Annotated in this window: 19 protein-coding genes; 7 read left to right on the top strand and 12 right to left on the bottom strand. The window is 37.2% G+C overall.

The genetic code is table 11. The annotated features are described in order from the left end of the window. Positions 1-15: 15 nt before the first annotated feature. The 3 genes from galE (at position 16) to T7867_RS07530 (ending at position 3,446) form a co-directional block, all read left to right on the top strand. Positions 16-1,035 carry a UDP-glucose 4-epimerase GalE gene (gene galE, locus T7867_RS07540; RefSeq protein ID WP_068217504.1) on the top strand — a complete coding sequence of 340 codons (1,020 nt, stop codon included), beginning with the start codon at positions 16-18 and terminating at the stop codon, positions 1,033-1,035. Positions 1,036-1,133: 98 nt separating this feature from the next. Next, entirely contained in the window at positions 1,134-2,450 is a 1,317-nt protein-coding gene (locus T7867_RS07535) for a UDP-glucose dehydrogenase family protein (RefSeq protein ID WP_068217501.1), read from the top strand. Between the two features lie 12 nt (positions 2,451-2,462). Further along, the gene (locus T7867_RS07530) at positions 2,463-3,446 is read left to right on the top strand and encodes a UDP-glucuronic acid decarboxylase family protein (RefSeq protein ID WP_068217498.1); all 984 of its coding nucleotides are present in this window, start codon (positions 2,463-2,465) and stop codon (positions 3,444-3,446) included. Here T7867_RS07530 and T7867_RS07525 read toward each other — a convergent pair whose 3' ends face one another. Both T7867_RS07525 and T7867_RS07520 read right to left on the bottom strand, forming a co-directional pair. Beyond that, positions 3,447-4,856 (bottom strand): exopolysaccharide biosynthesis polyprenyl glycosylphosphotransferase, encoded by a 1,410-nt coding sequence (locus tag T7867_RS07525; protein WP_084375580.1) that lies wholly within the window; start codon positions 4,854-4,856, stop codon positions 3,447-3,449. Positions 4,857-4,891: 35 nt separating this feature from the next. Next, the gene (locus T7867_RS07520) at positions 4,892-6,394 is read right to left on the bottom strand and encodes a capsule assembly Wzi family protein (RefSeq protein WP_068217491.1); all 1,503 of its coding nucleotides are present in this window, start codon (positions 6,392-6,394) and stop codon (positions 4,892-4,894) included. Positions 6,395-6,566: 172 nt separating this feature from the next. Between T7867_RS07520 and T7867_RS07515 the strand changes: the two genes are divergently transcribed. The 4 genes from T7867_RS07515 (at position 6,567) to T7867_RS07500 (ending at position 11,236) form a co-directional block, all read left to right on the top strand. Next, the gene (locus tag T7867_RS07515; RefSeq protein WP_157717540.1) at positions 6,567-7,253 is read left to right on the top strand and encodes a hypothetical protein; all 687 of its coding nucleotides are present in this window, start codon (positions 6,567-6,569) and stop codon (positions 7,251-7,253) included. A 155-nt stretch (positions 7,254-7,408) separates the two neighbouring features. Next, entirely contained in the window at positions 7,409-8,896 is a 1,488-nt protein-coding gene (locus tag T7867_RS07510; RefSeq protein WP_157717539.1) for a capsule assembly Wzi family protein, read from the top strand. Then, positions 8,896-10,341, top strand: a complete 1,446-nt coding sequence (locus T7867_RS07505) for a flippase (RefSeq protein ID WP_068217482.1) — start codon at positions 8,896-8,898, stop codon at positions 10,339-10,341. The genes T7867_RS07510 and T7867_RS07505 overlap by 1 nt, the downstream gene beginning before the upstream one ends. Further along, positions 10,331-11,236: a glycosyltransferase gene (locus T7867_RS07500; RefSeq protein ID WP_084375579.1), complete on the top strand. Its 906-nt coding sequence runs from the start codon at positions 10,331-10,333 to the stop codon at positions 11,234-11,236. The genes T7867_RS07505 and T7867_RS07500 overlap by 11 nt, the downstream gene beginning before the upstream one ends. On the opposite strand, the gene T7867_RS07495 is transcribed toward T7867_RS07500, so the two are convergent. From T7867_RS07495 to T7867_RS07450, 10 genes are all read right to left on the bottom strand, one after another. Continuing rightward, positions 11,233-12,342: a DUF1972 domain-containing protein gene (locus T7867_RS07495; protein ID WP_068217476.1), complete on the bottom strand. Its 1,110-nt coding sequence runs from the start codon at positions 12,340-12,342 to the stop codon at positions 11,233-11,235. The two genes, T7867_RS07500 and T7867_RS07495, sit on opposite strands and share 4 nt — an antisense overlap. Further along, positions 12,343-13,476 carry a glycosyltransferase family 4 protein gene (locus tag T7867_RS07490; protein WP_068217473.1) on the bottom strand — a complete coding sequence of 378 codons (1,134 nt, stop codon included), beginning with the start codon at positions 13,474-13,476 and terminating at the stop codon, positions 12,343-12,345. Further along, positions 13,473-14,405, bottom strand: a complete 933-nt coding sequence (locus T7867_RS07485; protein WP_084375578.1) for a glycosyltransferase family 9 protein — start codon at positions 14,403-14,405, stop codon at positions 13,473-13,475. Before T7867_RS07485 ends, T7867_RS07490 begins: the two co-directional genes overlap by 4 nt. Before the next feature lie 30 nt (positions 14,406-14,435). Further along, positions 14,436-15,812, bottom strand: coding sequence for an O-antigen ligase family protein (locus T7867_RS07480; protein WP_157717538.1), 1,377 nt, complete (start codon positions 15,810-15,812; stop codon positions 14,436-14,438). A 110-nt stretch (positions 15,813-15,922) separates the two neighbouring features. Further along, a complete protein-coding gene (locus T7867_RS07475) occupies positions 15,923-16,852 on the bottom strand; it encodes a glycosyltransferase family 2 protein (RefSeq protein WP_068217465.1) in 930 nt (309 codons plus the stop codon). Then, entirely contained in the window at positions 16,852-17,766 is a 915-nt protein-coding gene (locus tag T7867_RS07470) for a sulfotransferase family protein (RefSeq protein ID WP_068217462.1), read from the bottom strand. Before T7867_RS07470 ends, T7867_RS07475 begins: the two co-directional genes overlap by 1 nt. Then, entirely contained in the window at positions 17,766-18,788 is a 1,023-nt protein-coding gene (locus T7867_RS07465; RefSeq protein ID WP_068217460.1) for an NAD-dependent epimerase/dehydratase family protein, read from the bottom strand. Before T7867_RS07465 ends, T7867_RS07470 begins: the two co-directional genes overlap by 1 nt. Before the next feature lie 227 nt (positions 18,789-19,015). Continuing rightward, positions 19,016-20,092: a GumC domain-containing protein gene (locus T7867_RS07460; RefSeq protein WP_068217457.1), complete on the bottom strand. Its 1,077-nt coding sequence runs from the start codon at positions 20,090-20,092 to the stop codon at positions 19,016-19,018. A 1-nt stretch (position 20,093) separates the two neighbouring features. Continuing rightward, positions 20,094-22,652, bottom strand: coding sequence for a polysaccharide biosynthesis/export family protein (locus T7867_RS07455; RefSeq protein WP_068217454.1), 2,559 nt, complete (start codon positions 22,650-22,652; stop codon positions 20,094-20,096). Between the two features lie 71 nt (positions 22,653-22,723). Further along, a complete protein-coding gene (locus T7867_RS07450) occupies positions 22,724-23,848 on the bottom strand; it encodes a glycosyltransferase family 4 protein (protein ID WP_068217451.1) in 1,125 nt (374 codons plus the stop codon). Positions 23,849-23,886: the final 38 nt, after the last annotated feature.

The raw sequence follows: 23,886 nt of genomic DNA, 5'->3' as shown, positions 1-23,886 counted from the left end.
AAGCTATTTTTGACCATGCACAACAATATTCTAGTTACTGGTGGAGCTGGATACATAGGTTCTCATGTGATTGTGAAACTGCATGAAGTAGGATACAACCCTATTATCCTTGACAACTTCTCTAATTCAGCGAAATCCGTTTTAACAGGTCTTAAAAATATTACTGGGAAAGATTTCACCTGTTACGAAGGAGATATTCTTGATGAAGAATTACTTGGGAGAATATTCAGTGAAAATAAAATTGATGGAGTAATTCATTTCGCTGCAAAAAAAGCGGTAGGTGAATCGGTAGAAAAACCACTTTACTATTACAAAAACAACGTATCTGGTCTCATCACGGTTTTAGAAAGCATGATTGAGCATGATTGTCAAAACTTAGTATTCTCGTCTTCTTGCACAGTATACGGTCAACCAGATGAACTACCAGTAACAGAAAAATCACCAAAAAAACCTGCTAACAGCCCTTATGGCAACACCAAGCAAATTGGCGAAGAAACCATAGAAGATGTTGTTGTTAGCGGCAGTAAAATCAAGTCCATTGCTCTGCGTTACTTCAACCCTATAGGAGCCCACCCTTCTGCAGAAATTGGTGAGTTACCACTTGGCGTACCTAACAATTTGGTACCATTCATAACCCAAACAGCTGCTGGGGTAAGAGAGAAATTAACTGTTTTCGGCAGTGACTACAATACTCCTGACGGCACATGTATTCGTGACTACATTCATGTAATGGATTTGGCGGAAGCCCATGTACAAGCAATAAAAGCACTTGAATCCGTCAATGAAGTTTCGCACTTCGATGTGATCAATATAGGTACAGGAAGAGGAAATACAGTTTTAGAAGTCATCAATGCTTTTGAAAAGGTGACTAACAAGAAACTTAAGTATGAAATTGGACCTAGAAGGCCTGGAGACGTAGAAAAAGTATACGCACAAGTCGATAAGTCTACTGCAGTATTAGACTGGAAAACAAAACATTCACTTGAAGATTCCATGCGCGATGCATGGAACTGGCAACAAAAAATCTCGAATTAAACAGAGAATTATCACCGTTAATCGAAAGAAGATTGCTTTTAATCGAAGCTCAAACTTCTAATTTTGGAGAGAAATTAATTTTATTGAAAAGTTAAGCTATGAAAATAACAATTGTAGGAACTGGCTATGTAGGTTTAGTAACTGGTACATGCTTTTCTGAAGTGGGAATTAATGTAACCTGTATAGACATTGACCAAAAGAAAATTGAAGGTCTTAAAAATGGTGTTATGCCTATTTATGAACCAGGCCTTGAACCTATGGTTAAAAGTAACCTAGAAAAAGGCAGACTACATTTTTCAACAAGCTTAAAAGACAACCTGAAAGATTCGGAAGCAGTATTCATTGCTGTTGGAACACCTCCAGGTGAAGATGGAAGTGCTGACCTAAAATATGTTCTTGCCGTAGCAAGAGAAGTTGGGCAGCACATGGAAGACTACATGGTTGTGGTTACTAAGAGTACCGTTCCTGTAGGCACTGCAAAAAAAGTTAAAGCTGCAGTACAAGAAGAACTAGATAATAGAGGGGCAAATATTGATTTCGATGTAGCATCTAATCCTGAGTTCTTAAAAGAAGGAGCTGCCATTCAAGACTTCCTAAAGCCAGATAGAATTGTGGTAGGCGTTGAATCGGAAAAGGCACGAAAAATCATGGAAAAGCTGTATAAGCCTTTCTTACTCAATGGCCACCCAACTATTTTCATGGATGTTCCTTCAGCTGAAATGACAAAGTACGCAGCTAACTCTATGTTGGCTACTAAAATCAGCTTCATGAATGATGTTGCCAACCTTTGCGAAATCATGGGAGCAGATGTAAACATGGTTAGGAAAGGTATCGGAAGTGATTCAAGGATAGGCACTAAGTTCATCTACCCAGGGGTTGGTTATGGAGGATCTTGCTTCCCTAAAGATGTAAAAGCGCTTATTAAAACTGCTGATGAGAATGGTTACAAAATGCGTGTTCTGACAGCAGTAGAAGAAGTAAATGAGGCTCAAAAATCAGTAATGGTTGCCAAAGTCAAAAAACACTTTGGAGAAGACCTTTCAGGAATGACCTTCGGAATCTGGGGACTTTCGTTCAAGCCAAAAACTGACGACATGAGAGAAGCTCCTTCAATTGTAATAATCAATCAATTAATGGAGGCTGGAGCAAAAGTAAAAGCTTTTGACCCTGTTGCTATGGAAGAAGCTCATAGAGACTTAGGAGACTCCATTACTTATGCCAAAGATGAATATGACGCGATAGTAGACACCGATGCGCTTCTTCTGGTTACGGAATGGCCTGAGTTCAGAATACCTAACTTTAACGTAGTTAGCAAGCTTTTGAAAAACAAGGTGATTTTTGATGGAAGAAATATTTATGACAGAGAAGAGCTAAGAAGCTTAGGGTATACTTATTACGGTATCGGACTACAATAAACAAAACAAGCAATGAAAAGAGTATTAGTTACTGGAGCGGCTGGATTTTTAGGATCTCATTTATGCGATAGATTTATAAAAGAAGGCTTCTATGTTATCGGTATGGACAACCTCATTACTGGTAATATGGAAAATATAGAACATCTAATGGCGTTAGAAAATTTTGAATTCTACCATCATGATGTCTCTAACTATGTACATGTCCCTGGTAATCTAGACTATATTCTTCATTTTGCTTCACCCGCTAGCCCGATAGACTATTTAAAAATCCCTATACAAACATTAAAAGTGGGTTCACTCGGAACCCACAATCTTCTAGGTTTAGCTAGGGCTAAAAGTGCCAGAATGCTTATCGCGTCTACCTCAGAAGTTTACGGAGACCCATTAATTCATCCGCAAACAGAAGAGTACTATGGTAATGTAAATCCGGTTGGACCTAGAGGTGTTTACGATGAGGCAAAAAGGTTTCAGGAAGCTATTACAATGGCTTATCATACTTTCCATGGCCTAGAAACTAGAATAGTAAGAATATTTAACACATATGGCCCTAGAATGAGACTGAATGATGGTAGAGTGTTACCAGCATTTATCGGTCAGGCTTTGAGGGGTGAAGATTTAACAGTGTTTGGAGACGGAAGCCAAACAAGGTCTTTCTGCTATGTTGATGATCAAGTAGAAGGAATCTATAGGTTGCTGATGTCTGACTATCCTCACCCCGTGAATATTGGAAACCCTGATGAAATTACCATATCTCAATTTGCAGAGGAGATTATAAAACTGACCGGAACTGATCAAAAGGTAATTTATAAGCCTCTACCGAAAGATGACCCGATGCAAAGACAGCCAAATATCACCAAAGCCAAGGAGATACTCGGATGGGAACCAAAAGTAGATAGAAAGGAAGGTTTGAAAATCACTTATGATTACTTCAAATCTCTCCCAGAAGAGAAACTATACAAGAAAGAGCATAAAGACTTCTCTAAATACAACAAGTAGTTAGTAGGCCTTTTCTTGTCCTTTTGCTATTCCAAAAATTGTTAGAAAGATAATTTTTAGGTCTAGAAAAAATGACCAATTCTGAAGGTAAAAGCGGTCTAGCTTAACCCTTGAGCTCATCTGGAAAAAGTCTGTGACTTCTCCTCTATACCCCATAGCTTGAGCCAGCCCAGTTACACCTGGCTTAGATTCGTGTCTCTTAGCAAACTTCTGTACAGAATTCTTATACTGATCATTTAGTGATATTGGATGAGGTCTGGGGCCAACTACAGACATTTGACCAAGGAATACATTTAGAAATTGAGGAAACTCATCTAAAGAGGTTTTTCTAAGGAAGGCCCCAAATCTAGTAACCCTTGGGTCGTGCTTTGTAGCCCATTGAGTATCTGAGTCCCGATTAAGAATCATCGTTCTAAATTTCAAACACAAGAAATGCTCCCCCTCTTGCCCTTCCCTCCACTGCTTGAAAAAAACAGGGCCTTTGCTTTCAAGTTTAATGATTAAAGCAAACAATGGATACATCCATGACAAAACGAATAAAATAACGACAAGTGAGAAAGATAAATCAAACGCCCTTTTGGCTAACCTATTGCCCCAACTGTCTAAAGGCAATCTATTAATATCTATTACAGAAATAGAGTCATACCTTCTTAGAACAAAAGTCTTTAATACGTCCGTTTTTATCTCTGGCAGCAACTTTACTTTCTTGGCATTCTCATCTGCCGCTCTAACTATTCTATTCTTTAATTCTCTGGGTAAATAATCACTGAGATAGATGAAATCGTAATTCTTGAACCCATCATCTATTAAAACATCAAGCTCACCTAGCACTGGGTATTTATGTTTTTTATTTTGGCCATTGTTCTCTGAATAAATGCCTTCACATCTAATCCCATAGTGCGGCTTTCTCTTAAACAAGTCGTATAAATTGAAACCTAATTTATCATATCCAATAATAGCAGCATACCGAATATTCCCTCCAAAAGCTCTATACCTATCGAGAACTAAGTGAACAAAAACTCTGTAGATCGTAAGCCAGACAAAAAGAAACAATACAAGGGCCATCATAAAATGGCGATTAATCTCTTCCTCTCCGGCCACAAAAATCCACAAAAGGGAAATCAGAGAAACGAAAATAAAAACACTCGTGAACGCCTTTTTGAAAGTATTATAGTAGCTCACTGCTCTTCCTATCTTGTAATCCTTATTGAAATAAGAAAAGACAGGCCAAGAGCATATATAAATCAGAAAAGCATATGAATAAGGTTTTTCTAGATCTACTGATCCAAATGCAACAAAAAGAGAAACAAAGAATATTGTTGCCAGAATAATAAGCTCTCCCAGAATAAAGAGATAAGGAAAGTATCTATTAAAACGCTTTTTCACGTGTGCTTTTATGAATGTTTGCAATTACAAAATTAAACGATTCAATCCTTCTAATCCTGTTAATTCTTTACAAAAGAATAACTAAATGAAATTTCTGCTCCTGTATTTGTATATAATTCTCCTGAATCAAAGGCCAACATGATGTTTAAATCAATTGGTTGATTTCTAAAAGGCTTATTAAACTTGATATCCAAAAGTGAATAATACTGCCTTTTCCCATTTCGGAAAACGTAATCATAGTTTGGATCAAGAGCCACTCCCCCCCAGTTGAACCTCCCCTGATAAAGCCCTGCATATGTTCCGAAATTCTTGGAAGACACCAATTGCAACCTATATTCAAGCACCCCGGACAACTCTCCTTTTACTCCCAAAGTCAGAGCAACTATTCTGTTATTTGAAAAAAGAGCGTTGTAACTAGGGTATGGTTCTAAGAAATTTTGAGTCCAGTCATAAGTTAAGAACAGAGCATTTCCCATAGACATTCCATGATATGAGTAGCCAGATCTATAAAGATAATTATTGTGATAATCATCTCTGCCACCAAATTCTCTTCCGAAATTAGAAGCCTCGTCTGGAAAATGAGGAGCAGGATCGGGCAACCCTGGGCCTGACTGCCTTTTGCTTTTTGTAAATTCAACCATTACCTCTTTTATCAACTTACTCTCATTGGGCAGCAACCACTGAAATGCTAAAAGGTAGTTCTTTAGACTGATCATTTGCATACTACCTTGATCCTCAAAAGGCGATTGGTAATCCAAATTCAGTCTATGATCTCCAAGATTTTTCTCAAAACCAATCTCAATCATCCCTAAATGATTTCCAACAGCATTTGACTCACCAGCAGTCCCCCCAAGTTCATTGGGAATACCTTGACCAAAGAAGACCTTCATAAAATCATCAAAACCGCTTGGCTGTTGGTTTCCCATAGGATCAGTTCCACCATATTGAGCAAAATGTATTAAGCCAGAAGAAACCTTTAAGCCAATTTCACGCTCTAAATTAATCCTAACAAAAACATCTTTGCTATGCATTCTTGCTCGTGAGATGTATCTGTCTGTCTCTAGCCATCGCTGTCCAATATGCGCTTTAAATTGAACGTAGCCATAAGTAAAAGGAACATCAAAATAGTTATTCATTCCTAACTCAATCATTGGAACTGGGCGAGCATTTCTCCCTAAACCGTAACTAACAACCCCTATATCAGAAGCCAATCCTCCTAGCTGTTCTTTATATGCACCTAATCTCAGATAAAGAATATCATAGTTGGCTGCTGCATAGTAACTAGAGAATATCTCATTTCTAAAGGAGAATCCCGATTCAAAATTCCAATTATCATTTAAGCTATAAGAATAGGCCAGCTCTCCTGCCGAGAATACAGTTTGTTCATCACCAATTTCTCCCCATCGATTATGCACTAAAAAAAATGGTGCGAATTCATCCGAGTACGCCATTGCTCCTAGAGTAGCTGAAAAAGACAGGCTATCACGATTAATATTGTCTTGAGCAATGCTTTGAATTACAATTGTTAACAGAAAACTGAGAGCAAGAAATAGTTTTTTCATTAGGAAATGGAAGTTCCAGTAAAGAAACAAAACTAAACTTATACATTATTATTTTAGAATGGGGTAGGGCAAAATTACAATTACATTAGAATCTTACTTCTACATATAAAAAAGACCTATTGCTTCTAATTTTAATGTTAAGTTTAAGTCGTCTTTGTACATAATGTTTCTCATGTCAAAACACATTAAATTTTATCCGCTCATTTTCCTTATACTTTCAGCACATGGTTGTAGTCAGAGACTAATTGATGAGCAAGTAATTTTCTGGGATGATTATGAGCAAAACAGTAGACCTATCATTGGTACTGACAGTAGCTTCTATATTTTCCATAATTCCGCAGAAAGATATTTTGAATTTAACGATTCAAGGAACCTTGGTCGTTTCGAGCGTGGGGGTATTACCTTAAACTTAGGCGGCATACCAGAGCATGACTACATTAGAGTAAGCTTCGATTTGTACATTCATGATAAATGGGAAGGTGATGGGGAACGAGGTAATGGAGAGGATGTCTTTATTATGAATATTGATAGTTCCACTCTTTATTTTTCCTCAATTATCAACACCAAGTGTCAGAGCCAAGATTGTGAAGCGATTCAAAGTTTTCCGGATATTATAAATATTCGTCATAACCCAGAGAACGCGGAAGTTAAAGATGCTTCTTTACCAGGTGTTTGTCACTTTAAAGGGGAACGAGGAGGCAGTAAGCTTATTGAAATTGCTAGGCAATATCCCCATGGATCAAGCGATTTACGTTTGAACATTGCTGCAGACATTAAAGATGCTGGACCAGATTTATGCTTAAAGAGCTGGTCAATAGATAATCTCAAAGTAACTATTGTTGAACTACCCGAGATATAATCCAAATGCCCCGAATAATACTGTCTCTTTTTCTTTGGTTATTTTCCCTTAAGACAATTTTTGCTCAAGGACAGCTTGCAATAGGCTCTGCTGGAATTGAAGACTTTTATAGAAGACAACAAGTTCTCGGGAGGTTTGACAGCACGGTTTCTTTTATGATTAGACCTATTAGTAATAATATTTTTAAGTCTAACAATCCATACTCGTTTAATGATTCAACTAGTAAAAAGAGCAAACTTATTGTTTTACCTCTAATCTCCCAGTCAATATACACTCACAAACAACCTTACAGCTGGAATGATGGGACATTTTTACCAGTAAGTGGTTATCAACAACTTGTTTCTGGAGGGATTGCTGCTAAGTTTGGACCTTTGAATATTCAGATAAACCCAGAATTCCACTTTGCTCAAAATCTAGAATATGAAGGTTTTCCGTTAGATGGAGGCACCACTTTATGGAGCATCTATTATGGACGACAGCTTAATTATATAGACACACCTGAATCCTTCGGCAACGAGCCAATTCATAAACTTAAATGGGGTCAGAGCTCAGTCAAGTTAGAGTTGGGGCCTGTTTCTGCGGGGTGGTCAAATCAAAACATCTACTGGGGTCCTGGAAAAAAGAATGCCTTGGTCATGTCCAATAACGCTACTGGCTTTCAACACCTTACACTGAATACAAACAAAGCTATAAAAACACCAATAGGCCATTTTGAGGCTCAAGTGATAGCAGGAAAACTTGAGGGGTCTGGTTATGATCCTCCAAGAGCCAACATGGTTGTTAATGGGCAGTTTATTTACAGGCCGAGAAGCGATGACTGGAGATACTTATCCGGTATCGCAATGACCTATCAACCTAAATGGATACCAAGGCTATCACTCGGTTTTACCCGGGTAGTTCAGCAGTATAGCGAAACAGCAAAAGAGAATAATGACTATTTGCCAGCATTTTCTAACCTTTTCAGAGATAATGACAAGTTTGATGATATCGTGAGAGATCAGCTAGCATCTCTATTTTTCAGGTACTTCTGGACATCTACTAAAAGTGAATTTTATTTTGAGTTCTCACGAAACGATACTTCAATAGATTTTAGAGACTTTTTCTTAGAACCTGGCCACGCAGCTGCTTACCTCGTGGGTTTTAGTAAACTCTTTAACTTCAAAGGTAGCAATAAGGAATTCATTGAATTTGACTTGGAGTGGACAATTTTACAACAAGGGTCTGGTAGAATAATTCGGGACGCCAGTACTTTTTACATACATAGCAGAGTGAGGCATGGCTACACTCACAAAGGAGAAATATTAGGTGCTGGCATTGGTCCAAGTGCTAATGCTCAAACAATAAACGTTAACTGGGTCTCTAAGATGAATAAGATTGGGATTCAGCTAGAACGGTATGTTCATAACAATGACTTGTACATAGACCTTTTTAAGCACATAGGTAATTACAGGAGACATTGGATTGATATCAGCGCATTTGCAACAGGTTCATGGCAATTTGATGATCTTATAATAGGAGGAAAATTTGGTGTAATTAAATCCCTAAACTACCAATACCAATATTATACCACTCCCTCTTTTCAAGTTGGCTTTGTTGACAAATATAACTTCACGGCTAGTTTTGATCTCATATATTTGTTCTAATGTCTATAAAGAAAAATTATGGATTTAATCTCCTTAATTCTCTCTTAAACATCGTCTTTCCGATTGTCACTTTCCCTTATGCTGCCAGAATACTTTCTCCGGAAGGTATTGGTGAAGCTCAATTCATTTTTTCATTTGCTCAGTATTTTGCAATTCTCGCTGCGTTTGGCATACCAATATACGGGGTTAAAGCAATAGCGGAGGTCAAACACAACAAGGAGCTCTTATCCAAAGTCACAACAGAGTTGCTGGTGATATTATCAATGTTAGTTGCTGTTGTTCTTGGTGTCTATAGCTTGGTTATTATCAATATCCCAGATCTAAACGCAAATTGGCCAGCACATGCAATTGCCGGTTCCATAATTTTTCTGACTGTATTTAATGTAGATTGGTTTTTCAGCGGAACTGAGCAATTCAAAATATTAGCACTAAGATCTGCTTTTGTCAAGGGGTTAAGTTTGATAATACTTTTCACGTTCGTCAAAACCCAGCAAGATACTTTAGAGTATTTATTCTTTTTGGTATTTCTTTATATAGGAAATTACTTCCTAAATTTTCTCTTTCTTTTCAGAAGCATCAAAATTTTTTCATTCGCCAAAATTGAAGTGAGTCGTCACTTTAAACCATTACTCCCAATCTTTGCAATGATTGTGGCAACTACAATCTACACCACTTTAGATACTGTCATGCTAGGGTTTCTGAATGATGAAAAAGAAGTTGGGTTTTACACCTCTGCCGTAAAGCTAGCAAAAGTAAGTATTCCAGTTCTGACTAGTATGGGCGTGGTTATGATTCCAAGAGCAACTAAGTATGCTCAAGAGAAAAACATGGCTGGACAACTATCACTATACGGAAAGTCATTTTCGTTTTTGGTTTTATTAGCCATACCAATGTCATTTGGGATTTTCCTACTAAACAAGGAAGCTATTCTGATTTTCTCAGGCCCACTATTCCTTAAGGCGGTCTCCGATGTCAGAATTTTAGCATTTCTTCCATTGCTCATAGGACTAGGGCACCTAATTTCTTTTCAGATTTTAATCCCACACAATAAAAATCGAAGTATATTTTATTCAACCCTGATTGGGATGTTTGTATTTCTGATACTCTCAATCATGTTAATTCCCTCTATGGGCAGCACTGGAGCAGCCATTGCCAACACAGCAACCGAACTTATCGTCACTATAGGCTATTGTATTTTTGTGCCTAGTCATATTCTTAAAGCATTACCATGGAAGGCCATTTACAAAGCCTTAGTAAGTGTTGTTTTATTCATTCCTATAGTTTTCTCTTTACAGGAACTTCTAAAAGGAAACCCTATTTTAATTTTTTCTCTTTCGATAATAACCTGTGGGACATCTTACTTTCTAATACAACACCTATTATTCAAAGAGGAGCTCATAAAAGAAATTATGATCACAATGAAGAAAAAAATTTATGGGAGCTAGCGTCAGCGTAGTCATGATTACTTTCAATGGTGATCTATTCTTCCAACAACAGCTTAATAGCATCCTTTGCCAAAAGTATCTAAAGGAAGTACATATCTATGATGACAATTCATCGAGCGATTTTAAAAGAATATTACGAGAAGCCGCAAATGCTCATGGAATTATCACTTTACATGAGAATAAAGGAAATCTTGGGGTTATCAGAAATATTAAAAAAGGACTTCAGGAGAACTATTCGGCTGATTATATAGCTCTTGCAGACCAGGATGATGTATGGTTAGAAGATAAATTAGAGCTCTGTCTGAAAGAGATGTTAGAATTAGAAAAAGGGGATAATGATATACCCACCCTCATATATCATGATATGAAGATCATCGATGAAAATGATCAATTACTACAGGGAACTTTTTGGCAGAACAGAAGACAGGATATTTATGAACATAGTTTTCAAACAAACCTCATCGTTAATCTGGTTACTGGTTCCGCATCTTTGATGAACAAAGAGCTTACAAAATACGCCAAAGACATTCCTGAAAATCTGGAAATTTATCATGATGCCTGGCTAGGAATGGTTGCTTATACCATGGGTCGGGTAAAGAGCATTAAAAAACCTTTGAGTGCCCATAGAAGTCATGAGAAAAGCCTGACATTTAATCAGAAAAGGAGTAATAGTTTACTCAAAAGGGTACGTAATAACGTCATGCAGTTATCTGGCAAAGAAGAACCTCTTAAACATCAGTTTCAGTTTATTGAGTGCTTTCTGGAGACGTATGAATCGAGACTGGAAACTACCTATAGGCTAAATCTACAAGAATTTCTTTCTCTAAAAGGCAAAGGTTACCTGACCCAGAAAAAACATATCTGGGAGGCTCAGAACAAGTCACTGTTCTCTTAATTTTTGCAGATTTCTTGAAATACCTGAATATACTGATCGGTTATACAATCCCAATTGTACTTATCGGTTATTCCTTCCCTCGATATATCTTTCATTCCTAAAACAAGATCTTTCTCATTATCGATATCATTAATCAGTGAGCAGACACTTTCTTCGTCTTTATCAAAAAATTGACCATACTTCCCATTTTGAAGTACTTCTCTATTAAAAGCTGTATCAAGGGCAATAATGGCCGAACCAAAACTCAAGGCTTCTAGCATTGTAGGGTTTGTCCCTCCAAATTCATGCCCATGCATATACACATAAGCATTGTGAAATAGTTCTGCAACTGCATCCCTGTTCGTCACAAGGCCTGTAAAAACTAAACGATCATCTATCTCAGCCAATTTTTTGAGATTAGCCGAATAGTCATCTTTATATGGGACATCACCAACTATCACCAATTTTCTTTTAGTCCTACTTTTTCGAAACCCTTCAATCATAATACCCCAATTATTATCGGGAATAAACCGACCAACAATTAAGTAGTATTCATGTGCTGTTAGCCCCCATTCATTAATTAGGCCTGGTTGAGTCGAGTATTTTATATTTCCCCCGTAGGCAATAACCTCAGAATCTCTACCAAAAAGATCTAGGTAAATTCTACGCATTTCATCTGCATCATTTATAATAGTATCGTACCATTTGGTGGCTTGTCTAGAGGCCCACTTAAAGTATGCTGCCCCAAGGCCCTTCCATTTTGGCCTTAACCACTCCAAACCATCTACGTTTATGGCTGTCGGTTTGCCGAAAAGTCTACTTATCATTCCAAAAGGGCCGTTGGCAGAATTAACTGCAAAAATCACATCAGCTTTCGAAAAGGAAGCATGAATCATTGAAAGAGAAGAATGCACCAGTTGACTCAAGGCTTTGGTCTCAATAGTGGGTATATAAACTAGTTTGACACCATTTACCTTCTTAGGGCGCTTACTGAAAAGATTCCGATGACAATACACTACTACTTCAACATCCTTTTTAACCAACCGCTCTACAAGTTCCTTAATAAAGGTTTCATACCCACTATAAACATAAGGGTAACCTCTTGTTCCTATAATCGCTACACGCATCTATATGGCATTTATCAATTTTATAATTTCTTGCTCGTGCCTCTTGAGTGAAAAGATGTTCTTAACCCTAAGTTCGCCAGCTTTTCCCATTTTTTCTCGCAAACCAGTATCGATAATAAGAGAGTCAATTTTGTTAGCCGCTTCAATAGCATTATTCCATGGTATCAAAAATCCTGTTTCTCCTTCCTTAAGCATTTCAGGAGCACCGCCATGATTGGTAGCTATAACAGGCTTTCCACTAGACATTGCTTCAATAATTGTTGTTGGCAATGGATCTGGTTGAATAGATGGTAAGATGAAAATATCCAGATCGTACAAAATACGTGTAATATCTTCACGATAGCCTAGGTCAATAACATCCTCTTCCAGTTGATGAAAATTAATTCTAGTCCTTATTTCGTCATATAAATATTCATAACCCGGAAACGCATCACCAACCATTATAAACTTTAGATTAGAATGTCTTGACTTAAGCTGGGCAGCAATATTAAGAAAATAGGTTTGTCCTTTCCAAAAATGAACTCGGGCCACCATACCAATGAGAATTGTATCGCTCTTAATATTGAATTCCTTTTTCAACCAACTTGTCCCATCGTAAGCTTCTAAGTCAAAGCCATTGTAGACCCTCACTATATTAATCCTCTCATTGACCTTTAACCAATGGTCTTTAACTGCATCTGAAACGGCTATAACGACATCAGAATATTTGGATAACAGATGGCCATAAAACTTTAAAAGCCACTTAGGCCCAGGAGTAATCTCATGAACATGCCAAAGATGCCTTAATCGAGTTCTCTTAGCAAAGATAGCCCCAGTCAGAATTCCTGTTGTATTGGTATAAATCAACTCTATTTTATGTTCATCGGCTACCCTTTTTAGAGCCTTTAGCGACTTTCGGTAAACATAAAAACGATTGAGAATACCTCTCAGATTAAAATACTCTCTTCTTACTGTAGCTAAAGGTATGATGTTTACTGAGCACCCTAGATCTCTTAATATATCACACAAAGGCCCTTCACGAGACATGCAGATTACTACATTATGGCCATTCTTTATGAGAATCTTAATATCCTCCAATGCTACCTTACCCGCACCATACAAATCAGGAGAACTATGTAAGAATAGAATGTTCATGTATTTAAATGATTTGGTTGCAAATTCAATTTTTCTATTAGGCAGTTAAATACAAACTCAGGTCTTATTTGGTTTATCTGACAAAATGTATAAGTCAAACCACCTATCCTTTCAAAATCGATTTTTTCATCTGCATAAATAGCTGTTTGGCCAGGGTTTAAGCTATATACTGGGTTTGTAGGGCCATATAAAATGATAGAGGGAATACTGAAGGCTCCTGCAGCTTGTTCACCAAAAGAGTTAACTCCTAAAAAAAAAGAAGAGTATTTAATCAGTAAAAATGATTCTTCCAAACTAGTTCTTCCACGAAGATCAATAACTCCCGAAAGTAAAGGATCTAGTTCTAGTCCTAGGTGGTATATTTGATAGCCAAGGTTGCTGATTCTAGAAATTAACTGCTGCCAATTTTCAGTTGACCAGTTCTTCTCTGAATTCCAGTGACTAGCATAGGGCTGAATAACAATATACTTTTTATTGCTGACCATGTTTTCCAAAAATCGAGCATGCCTCTTCTCATCAATATGAATAGAAAGCTGAAACTGATTATCATGAGATTTATAACCAATAAACTCGCTTATAATGTGGGGTATGGATCTATCCGTTTTTCTCCATATCCAAAAATCGTAATGTTCATACATCAGCCAGATTACTGGAAAGTCTGTCCATGAAAGTTTATGAGTCGTATGGTAGGTGTCATCAAAAACCTCTTTATAGTTCGTTACTATCGAAATATCGGTTTCAGGGTGTTCATTTCTAAATTGGCTTAGGGCATATGTACTCATAATCACATCGCCTATTCCATACCTTCTAACAAATGTTACTTTACGCTGACTTATATACTTAAAATACCATAGAGAAGCTATACTAATAATTCGCTGTACATTTATTGCCAATGCACTCTTGAAGCTATACTTCCAATTTGTCCTCATCTCATCCTCTCTACTCTATATTGACATTACCTATACTTGAGTTTCTGATAGCCTATAACTATTGGATAACCTCTCTTTGGTTACATTGGAATAGTTTTGATAAAGAGTTTCACTACTTCCCACTAACCACCAAGAAAATAAGGCAACAAATAAATATATTTCAACATTAGAAGTAAATAATGGCAATAATAAACCAAACTTTACGCTCGATGCAATAAAAGCAACTCTTTTCTCGAATAGGCTACTTGAGCCCCTGAAGGTTACCCAACCATTTCTAATACTGTAGAACAACATTGCTAAGTATAATATAAGACCTAAAAAGCCTAGCTGTACTCCAAAAATCAAATACTGATTCTCCCCCCCTACTTGAAGATCTGAATCAACGCCTCCTGCATTACCACTAGTGGCTAGACCAATACCCATAGGGTTAGCCAACATACTTTCCCAAGCTTCTAGCCATTCTAATACGTGGGCTACACTTGATGCGTTTTGAAATAGAATTGTATCCTGAACAAAATATCTAAGATCATCTGGAGCAATAAAAACAATGTATACACCCATTAAAGCAGCAATTATACCAAATGCTACAATCAGTTTATAAACTCTAAGCAAAAATGCCATGTATACCAGCATAATGAAGAATGAAACGAAAGTGGCTCTCGAATATGCAAGCAAGACACATAAAATCACCACCCCGAGTAGTATTAGATAATTTATTTTATTAGCCCTACTTTTTGATGAAACCAGATATACTATTACGATCGAAAAACTGATCAGCATAGAAGCTGCAAATTCTAATGGATTTGCAAAAAAGGACCCATATCTTGGTTGTCCTCCCTGAGCCTGAAAAGTATATCTTAAATCAAACAATCCTTCAGGCTCAATTTGTAGTATGTCTGAACCATATTTAACAAAGCCAATTTGAGAGTGAAAATGAGTTGCGGTTACTTTCTCAAGTATCACAAGAAAAAATGCAGCAACAGTCACATGAAGAACTAATTTGAAAGTTGAATGCCATTCTTGGGGCGAAAATGGTATCTGTCTTCCAAGAAAGTATGCAATGCCAAGCAAAAGAAGGTTTTTAAAATAGTTTGCCTTATTCACAAATGATGCCTCTCCAATAGGCAAAACCATAAAAACAAAACACATTGTTAAAAATGCAATAAACACCTTATCAAGGGTCGTAAGGCAAAAAGACCAATTAATAAGGCTAGCCTTTCTCCCAATTAGCCAAACAGCCAAAGCATATATGAATACAAGTTCTTTTGAGTATTTGATAAACTGTGTAAGGGGCACAATCTCCAAAAAAGCATAAGTAAAAGAGATGAAGACAGTGTATATGGGTAAAAACGAAATTAGATAAACAAGTACATACCAGAATTTACCTTGACTAATTGCATTAAGCACAAAGCCTAGATAACATAAATAGAATATTACGAACAATATGGCAATAAGCGTGGCCATCAAAAAAACAAATGCCTTTTATGGTACCTAAAAAATAAACTCATATAAGCTGATCAGCCGTTGTTAAAATCTATTTCTTTATAGGGGCTAAAACCATCTTTGACCCCTCTCAATGTGAATCTAAATTTCTTCCAACGGCCTCGCAACAGGTAATAAACTAAGAATCCTGATATTTTATAAATCTGATAGATAAAAGCTGTTGGCCAATATGGTAGAGGTAAATTCTTCCTTAAAAAATAGAGATGGTTTCTAATATTAATATACTGGCGAAAAGGCGAACGAAACCCCTCCTTACCTTTTACTCTACTAACTGCCGTAGCACTTTCAAAATGGTATATTCTGGATTGTGGAACATATTTCAGCTTGTACCCCTTTGTCCTGCATCTAAGCGACCAGTCCGAATCCTCGAAAAGGATAAAAAAATTATCATCAAGGTAGCCTATTTCGGAAATCATTCTTGCCGGAAAGACCATTGCACAACCTGTAATCCAGTCCACCTCCATTTGAACATCAAAGGAGGGGTTGTCTTTGGCTCCTGAACCAATTGTTTTTGTTAAGCCTAACCATTTATTAAACTTGCCACCTGCATTCCAAATAGTATCTGGCGGATCCATGGTATAAATCTTAGGTTGCACAGCCCCAGTGCCCTCATCAAAACCATTAATTAATGGTTCGAGAAATCCTGGCTCTACTATCGTGTCATTATTAAGCATCATTAAATAATCATAACCATGCTCAAATGCATACTTCAACCCTATATTATTCCCCCCAGTAAAACCGTAGTTCTTATCATTCTCAATTAGCTTTATGCCCGCAATCTCTCTCAGTTTCTCAACCTCAGAATTTTCACTTCCATTGTCCACTAAAACAACTTCTGCATTATTATAGGTAATATCTCTAAGAGACTCAATACATTTAATTGTGTGATTAAATCCATTCCAGTTCAACAAGACGATAGCTACGGAAGCCTCTTTTTTGCTCATCAATTCCAAATACTAAGGTTCAAGTCAAATTTTGTGGCCAATTCTTGATTAAATGGGACAAAGAACTTTTTTAGTCTAGATATATCATCTTGAAAGTCTAGATCTTCTGTTGTGGGGGCATGTTGAAGCTTGATATAGAGACTCTTTATAGAACTTTTAAATGGAACTCTATAACCAGCCATTGAAAAAGCCTTGTTTAGAATATAATGAATAGACTTATTCCTTACAGAAATCGATTGGTTAACCTTTTCCGATCCCTCTTTCAATCTCTCAGCTTTAATTCCGAGAAATTCACAAATTTCTTTAAGTGTTAATTCATGGTTTCTATTCATTTCTTCAAAGAGAATCACCATCATATTTTCTTTACCAACAGCCCTTTCCCAAAGACTCAAATATGAAATATAGCATGAATACCTAAGCTCATGAGTTAGTGAAAAAGCTGCCTTTTCGTTTTTACAGGAATCGATTATTACCCTATGATTAGGCTCAAGAAGACTATCAACATATTCAGAAAAAGATAATCTATTGACAGCTGCTAGGTTGTTTGACGTATATTGAAATGAGGAAAGAATCCTAGATGCAGGCTCCCTTAATATAAACAAGACCTTAGGCTTCTTAGGCATGTCATTAAACTGACTCAGTAACTCCTGCTGATAAATGGTTTGAGAGGTTCCGTCTAAATGCAAGCAACCTTCATGAAGAGGCTTATAAAAGTCTAAGTATTCCCTCCTAAATATTCCTCTAGTAGTTTGTCTATATGGGTTTCCCTTATCTATAAAGAAAAATGGCTCTTTGGGATGACACCCCTGAATTTGTGAATGAGCAGCTAATAAATCAAAGAGATAAGTTGTCCCAGACTTTGCGGCTCCTGCCAAAAACACATCAGGGTAGTATTGTTGATTCCAAAGAATCATTAGACAGTTGTTTTAGATGACTCTTTAGAGTTCTTCCAAAAATCATAGATCCCATTTTCCAACTCATATTCAGACCATCGGAAACGATCTCTTTGCGGTTGTTTCTGTGCCCAATCCCACATAATAGAAAGACCAGAACGCAAATCAGTTTTATCCTCAAACCCTAAGACCTTCACAGACTTTCTCCAAGTAGGATGGGCATGCTTAACCTCATGCCTTTGCTCCTGAAAGAGAACTTCTCCTCCTTCCATCACTTCCCTCAGAATCTCACTTGCTTCCAGAATCGAGTATTCTATTGCAGACCCAAGGTTTACAATCTGTTTACTTGCCTGAGGAGACACCCCAGCTTGCCATAATGGAGAAAGGCAATCATCAATAAAACTGAAAGCTCTTTTTTGCTTACCATCTCCAAATATTGTAAGTGGTTGGTTATTCAAGTGTTGATACATCCAGATACCCAAAACGTTTCTGTAAGTATCCCAGATATTTTGCTTTATTCCATAAACATTATGAGGACGAATAATGCACCAATCCAAACCATGTTGCTCACCTGCAATTTGAATATCCATTTCGCAAGCATATTTGGCCACTCCATATGGATCAATAGGTGAAGGCTGATCAGATTCATCGAAAGGGGGATTCCCAGCACCATAAACAGCCATTGAGCTAGTGAAAACTAGGCGTTCTACATTTTGGCGAATACTCTCATTAATAATATTGGCTGTAGCCAATAAGTTATTTTGATAGTTGAACTTTCTAATAAATGGAGAAAGCCCTTCAGCCGCATAAGCTGCAAAGTGATATACCAATTTTGGTTGATGCCTTTCGAAAATTAACCTTATTTCTGCAGAGGCACAATCAGTGTTATAAAATGTTATTCGGGAATCTATATTCTCGATGTAGCCTCCACTTAAATTATCTATTCCAACTACCTCATACCCTGGAAAATTAGAAAGTAACCAGTCTGCCATTCTACTTCCTATTAACCCAGCAACACCTGTTATAACTATGCTCTCATTCATTCTTTATACTTAAACTACAAATATGTACTTGATTCAAGGCTTAGCAATAGAAAATCAGTTTTTTCTTAAGCGATCCCTTTCTAACTCAACAACGCATTAAAATGATAATATAACTTATTCAATAAGCACCAACCGAAACGTAATCCCTTCCTTTTTCCGTTTACAGTTATAAGAAGAGTAAATATGTAATTCAACAATGATATTGAAGCTTACAACGAGTGGTTTACTTAAATCTCCAATATTGCTCTATCGACAACCTCCTTGATCAAGAAGTACAAGGTCATTAGACATAAACCCACAAAACCACCAATTACAAGTGCCTTGAAAAGGCTCCATTGATTATCGGGCAATGGTAAAATTGGTTTATCAATAACCTGAATTAACGGCATTTGATTTCTATGGGCAACTTTTGCCAATTCCAACTGCTTTACTACCTCTTGATAAATTGAACTATTCGCCTGCACATCAATCATTGCTTTCTGATAAGGTACTTGAGATGTTTTATATAGCGGGTTAGGATTAGGCATGGTTTCATCAATTCTGGCAAGGTTCAGTAGGGACTCATCTAAAACCCTTTTTATACTATCAGCTTGATTCTGAAGTATACGAAGGTTGGCCAGGCTTTTTTTAGTCTTGGTTTCCAAATAAAACTCATTGACATTTCTAACATGGGTTTCTGTGAATAGTTTTGCCAAAAACTCATCCTCATGCCTAAAGCCTATTTCAAGAATTGTAGTTTTTCGATTTGGTTTATCTATAAAGAGAAATTTCTCTTTAACTAATTTTATGGATTCCAGTAGTAGACTATCCTGCTTTCTAGTGAAAGACTCTCGATCCGTATTAAACCTCGCTAACTCAACTCCCTCATCTAACCATTTATTTGTAAGTTTATTAGACTCAGCGAACCTATTGATCAAAAGTACTTTCTCTCTATCAATAATGATTGGACTCAACAAAGTCTTCTCTAACATTCGATTTGATCGATAAAGTTCTTGAATATTATCGATCTGAAACAGGATTCCTCCTTCTGCAATGCCACCGACATTAATGCCAGCTAAAGAAGCTATAGAACCTAAATCTCCTAGTCCACCAGAACTATCATTGTCTAGAACAAACGTAGCTTTTGCTGTAAAAACTTTAGGCTTCAGATAATTGTAACCAACTACTAATAGCAGAACTACCACAGTACCGAGTCCAATTTTCAGCCACTTAGACAAAATAAAGAGAACCCAATACCTGAGCCTTTGGATCAAATAGCCCAAAGAAATTTTCCCCTCTCCTATATAATTGTCCTGAGAATCCATCTTAATTATTCTGACTGATTTGACTAATAACTAAAGCCAATGTCGCTAGACCACTGGTAATTCCTATTACATCTTGTAGCCTTATTGGAATCTTTAAAGGTTTGGTAGGTACAATGACTTCTGCTCCCGGAGCAGCCTTTGGATAAAACTTCATAAAAAGTAAGCTCTTGGTTCTTGCTACTTCCCCATTCGCATAAACCACATAGGTCCCCTTCTTCTTAGCTCGATAGTCAAAGCCTCCTGCATTGTTGATGTAATACTTTAGAGATTTACCTTCAACAAACCTGCTTGTTGTTGGGTAAAGTAGCTTTCCTCTCAACCTTACTGTTTCGGACCTCTTAGGAATAACTAAAACGTCACCCTCTTCTAAAAGCAAATCAGATACAGAGCCAGGCCTATTTATTATTGATGGCAAATCTATGCCTATAGCTTCTGCTTGTTTCAACTGAATATTAGATGTCAACGCGTTTCTTTCGATTACCTCCTTAATTCGCTCTCTTTTAGCGAAGCTAGAAAGGCTCTGGTTGCTTTCCCTTCTTTTTTCTAGCTCTTGAATATCATCTTCTATTCGAGATATCATAGCCAACTCAGCTTCTGTTAATAGGTTCGGGTTATTTTCAAATTTCTCTTGTAACCTTATGAGGTCATCAATCTGCTTTTCAATGTCGGTAGGCTCCTCGTAAAACTCTGTTTTCCGAATTAAGGTAGCCCCTTCCACAAAAGCGAATTCAGTGATACCTCCCGCCCTATTAAGAATATCTGAAATTCTTTCGCCTTGATTCTTAATGGCATAAAGCCCTGGTGAACTAACCTGCCCTTCAACGGTCACTAACTGCTGTCTTCTGAAGTTTTGGCTTCTCCTAAATAAAACTTGATCGTACGGCTCTAACTCAAAACCACTTTCTCCTTCAATTTCTCCTTTCATATCGATTGGGAAAACATAGGTTTCAGATAGGCCAAGCCCGCCATTTTCTTCAGTAGATATTCTTCTAGAAATTTCAACATTACCTCCATATGCCGATGTAACTGTACCACCTACCTGCAACAAAACATCATCTAAGGTTAATCCTTTAGAGAAGCTAAACACTCCTGGGCTATTGACCTCCCCAAGAACCTCTACGAACGCTTCTTCTCGCAGCTCATTTCTCGAAAATACGGTTACAACATCTTCCTTTTGTAGATTAAAGGTTGTGGCATTCTTTAGGCTGATCGAAATAGATTCAGTAGTGAAATCTTCCCCAGTTCTAGTAATTAATATACGGTCTTGAAAAGCATCTGGCTTTAGGCCTTCAGCCTTGTTCAAAAGCCCTTGTAGGGTCAGTCCCTGACCAATTGAATAATCTCCAGGTCTAAAAACTGCACCCTTAACAATTACCCTATTTGTGAAGCGATCTAGCGCATATGACACCATAAATTCATCGCCAGTCTTAATTCCAAAAACCTCGAACTGGTCTGAATGGATATCGACCACTAACCGCTGACCATCATTAACCCGATATAACTTAATTGATTTTGTGTATGCGTTCTCAGCAAAACCGCCCGAGTATTTCATCAGATCCGCAACAGTTTCTTCAGCCTTTAGCTCAAACTTACCAGCAATCTTAGTGGCTCCTTTGAGTGTAACCCTGTTAGTATATGGTTGAACAAGTATTACGTCTCCATTTTCAATTCTCTTATCACCTATTGAATATCCATTTTGAAGAAACTCGTAGACATCTATAGTGGAAAGAAGTTCTCCATTCCTGAAGTGCTTGATCTCTCTTAGGGTACCATTTTCATTAACTCCCCCTGCTGCATAAAGCGCATTGAAAACCGTATTTAAGGCACTTAGATTGTATGTCCCTGGGAGTTCGACTTGGCCAATTACGTTTACGTTTACACTTCGAACTTGACCCAAAGAGAGTGAGACAAACGTATTGGGGTTAGTTCCATTAATACCATCATAATAACCTGCCAATCGAGATTTTACTTTTCCTCTAGCCTCGTCAATAGATAATCCACTAATGACTACAGGTCCAATATTTTCTAACAAAATAGTGCCATCAGGACTTATAGTACCCTGATAATAGCTCTCCGATGCTCCGTATACATCAATATAAACTTCATCTCCCGCTCCTAGTATGTATTCCTTCGGAGTTGGGGTATTTTGAGTGGTTTGAAAGGTAAGAAATGAGCTTTTCCTAAAAATATCTAAACCATAAATTTCAGATTTTTCCTTTGCAACTAAAACTTCCAAAGAATCGGTATAAGCTGATCTCAACCTGCTAGAAGTAGATGGACTTGTTCTAGACTTTGCTAAACGAGAAGATTCTACATTATTAATTCTCTCAGTTAATAAGGAAAGCTCATTTGTGCTCATCCCTTGTGATCTGGCTAAAGAGATAAGGTCAGTCTGGGAATAGCCCATAGCATTAGCCTGCTTCACATAAGCTTCAATCTGCTGATCAGAAAGACTCGATATGTTTATAGAAGAAAAGTCTGGAAGACTTTGACCGCTTAGGCTTGAGATGGTTATACTAAAGAAAAATAGTAGGAAGTAGGTAAAAAGGTGTGATCTCATTCTTGCTTTAAAACTTCAACGCAAGATAAGATATTAAAACAAACCTAGTAGAAATGTACTAGCAGAAATGACTATCCTGCATTTTTAGAAATGGAAACCACTTTAGCTTCATCTCTTGAAGCTCGGTTTCTTTCACGAAGTTCTTCTTTTCGCTTATCTATGGCCGCTCTAAAAATAAGATCTAGAATGGTCCCTAAAGCAATGACCGTTATAAGAATAGATGGAATTACGACTGAATCAGAGAATTCCTTTAGTACTAGAGCAAGTAAAACAAATATTACATTAACTGTAACTAGAATACCCGTTGCTTGCGCATGATTACACCCAAGCCGAAGAAGTATATGATGCACATGTGTTCTATCCGGGTGCATTGGAGATTTACCTTTCAAGACTCTTTTAACGAAAACTCTGAATGTATCCGCTAATGGCAATATGAGAATAGCAACTGCGGTACCTATGGAGCCTCCGAAAGCAAATTGTTGACCTACTATTGAATAGTTAAAGTCTATAAACTTTATAGTTAAAATGGAGAGGAAAAAGCCTATAAAAAGTGAGCCTGTATCTCCCATGAATATCTTAGAGGGTGCCCAATTATAATTAAGAAATGCTAGTAATGCCCCAGTTAAGGATAGGGACACTAATGCGAATCCCTCTTCCCCATTCAAAAAGAAAAAGAGACCAAAAAACAATGTTGCAATTATCCCAACAGACCCAGAAAGTCCATCAATACCATCAATCAAATTGTAGGCATTGGTAATTACTATAATTGTAAAAAGACTAAGCAAGTAACTTACTGCAAGGGGTATATCGCTTAACCCAAACAAGTTGTAAAGGGAAGTAAAGCGAATGTCACAAACAGCTATTATAATCATAGCCGCAGCGACTTGTCCTATCAGCTTTTGATAAGCTCTAAGATTTATCAAATCATCCCTAAAACCAATAATAAACATTATGGAAACCGCACTGAGCACATACTTGACATCTCTTAACACCTCAAAAGGAGCCCAAATCAAAATTGATATCGCAAACCCAATAAATATAGGCAACCCTCCCATAGCTGGTGTTTTGGCTGTATGAATCTTCCTTCCACCTGGATCATCTAAAAAATTCCTTCGCTTGAAAAATTTAATAAAGACAGGAAATACCAAGAATGTCAAGAGGAAAGATGTACCTGCTATGAGGAGGGTTCGTTCCATACTTTAATTGCAAAACTATGAATTAAACAGCAGAAAAA

The sequence above is a fragment of the Roseivirga spongicola genome (assembly GCF_034376045.1).
Lineage (GTDB): Bacteria > Bacteroidota > Bacteroidia > Cytophagales > Cyclobacteriaceae > Roseivirga > Roseivirga spongicola.
The sequence above is the reverse complement of the archived record's forward strand: the minus strand, read 5'-3'. Positions and strand labels throughout refer to the sequence as shown.